This window comes from Sedimenticola hydrogenitrophicus (assembly GCF_029017505.1).
Classification (GTDB): domain Bacteria; phylum Pseudomonadota; class Gammaproteobacteria; order Chromatiales; family Chromatiaceae; genus Sedimenticola; species Sedimenticola hydrogenitrophicus_A.
Genome location: NZ_JAQGEI010000084.1, coordinates 1 through 1,971 on the forward strand (window position 1 = coordinate 1; position 1,971 = coordinate 1,971).

Here is a 1,971-nt window from a genome sequence, read left to right on the forward strand (position 1 = left end):
ACGCCGACAAGGCAAGGGCATTACCGGAAACGGGGTGTCTGAAGGAAGCATGAGGCAGAACCCGTGTACGTAGCGAACAGCGAACCGGCTACATGGTGTTGGGGAAGGGTCGAGCCGGCGTGACTAGGCGAGGCCAGATATCCGGAGAACTGAACCGACATGAAGCCGGACGGGATATGGGGAGGTGGTGCGTCTTACCCAGGGAAGCCCTCCTGTCCTGTCGTTGAGGTTGCCAGCGACGACAGAAAACCGAATCGATGAGGAAATCCCGAAGCGAGGAGGGACAGAGGGTGGCAGATTCACGGGTAGTACCGAAGACCCAGGGCCGATGAAGCGTTGGTAACAGCGTGGAGGAGAAAACCCTGAAGATTAGGCAGAAGGGGATCAACATGCTGAAAAAAAAAAGTCAGCATGCCGCCGCCTGGCCATTCCGGAGGTGTCACCGGGATGGGGGAAGCCGTGAACGAAAGGTGACAATGATCGCACAGAGGAGCCGATACAGCGCGGTGATGGATGAGGACCAGAAATCGAACAGGGACAACCGAATCGCCAGGCGATACCCCGGTGCGAACGCACTGGGGTTATGCAGGTTGTCCGGTCCAGGCCAAGTGGCCCCGCCAGCCCGGCAATCCTCGGTGTTAAGAGAGATCATGGAGAAAGCGAGATGAAAGTAAACGAAGTGCTGGTGAAGGTCTATGAACCGGGACGCCTGCAGATGGCATGGCAACAGGTAAGAAAGAATGCCGGGGCAGCGGGCATAGACCAGATGACGGTAGAGGCATTTGCGCAGCGGGAAGAATCACTCCTGGCGCTGATTCACGACAAGCTCAAGTCAGGGAGCTACCGTTTCCAACCGGCCAAGCGGGTACTGATCCCCAAACCCGGGACATCCAAGAAAAGGAAGCTGGGGATACCGGTGGTCATGGACAGGGTCGTGGGCACGAGTATGCACTATGTACTGGAAGAGTGCTTCGATCCGGGATTCACCGAATCCAACTTTGGCTTTCGTTGGGGCAGGAGCCAGCATCAGGCCATACGGCATCTACAGGGGCTGGTGAAAGAAGGGAAAGAATGGGCGGTAGCGGTCGACCTGAAGTCGTTCTTTGACGAGATACCCCACGGGCTCATACTGCGACTGATCCGTCGCAAAGTGGCGGACGAGCGGTTTGTAACCCTGCTTGCCAGGCTTCTGAAAGCAGGGGTCATCGTGAACGGGGAATTGGAGGAAACGAATAAAGGTTGTCCGCAGGGCTCACCACTCTCCCCGATGCTCTCCAACATTGTCTTGAATGAACTGGACTACAAGCTGGAGGAGAGAAACCTGGGGTACTGTCGGTGGGCGGATGACTTCGTGATCGTAGTGAGATCGGAGCGAGCCGCCCAACGGGTAATGAAGGGAACGGTAGCGTATCTGGAGGAAGTCCTCGGACTCCCGGTGAACCGGGAGAAGAGCAGGGTGGCGCCGATCAAGGAGATTACCTTTCTGGGATTTCAGATCCTTATGGGCAAGATCCGGGTCAGCAACCAAGCACAAACCCGATTCAAATACCGGGTCCGGGAACTGACACACAGGAACAATCCGCTATCGATGTACCAAGTGATCCAAGAGCTGAACAAATACTTGCGAGGCTGGGTTGGCTATTTTGGGGTTCATGAATTCAAATACCTGTTTCGAGACCTCGACGCCTGGATTAGAAGCCGGCTGAGATCGATACAATTGAAGAAATGGAAGAAGCCCGGAAAATTCCAACGGATCATGATCAGGGCGGGTTTTGACCCAAAAGAAGCGCATCGGGTCTGGATCAAGATGAACCGATGGCAATCGGTGATGAGGCGTCCGGTGCGGTTTGTGATGAACCTGGACTGGTTCAGGGAGCTAAAGTTAGTGTTCCTGCATGATTACACGATTGCTTTCTCCCGGGCCTGATGGCTCGGTTACTGATCGAAGAGCGGTATACCTGGCCGGTACGT

At 55.4% G+C, this 1,971-nt stretch carries 1 protein-coding gene; it reads left to right on the forward strand.

Going from position 1 to position 1,971, the window contains the following annotated elements:
- The first annotated feature begins 664 nt into the window (after positions 1 to 664).
- Complete coding sequence (ltrA, locus tag O9K64_RS23295) at positions 665 to 1,927, forward strand: group II intron reverse transcriptase/maturase (protein WP_275100514.1); 1,263 nt, start codon at positions 665 to 667, stop codon at positions 1,925 to 1,927.
- Positions 1,928 to 1,971: the final 44 nt, after the last annotated feature.

Coding starts and splice junctions, on each gene's coding strand:
- ltrA (WP_275100514.1), top strand. CDS start 665: ATGAAAGTAAACGAAGTGCTGGTGAAGGTCTATGAACCGGGACGCCTG.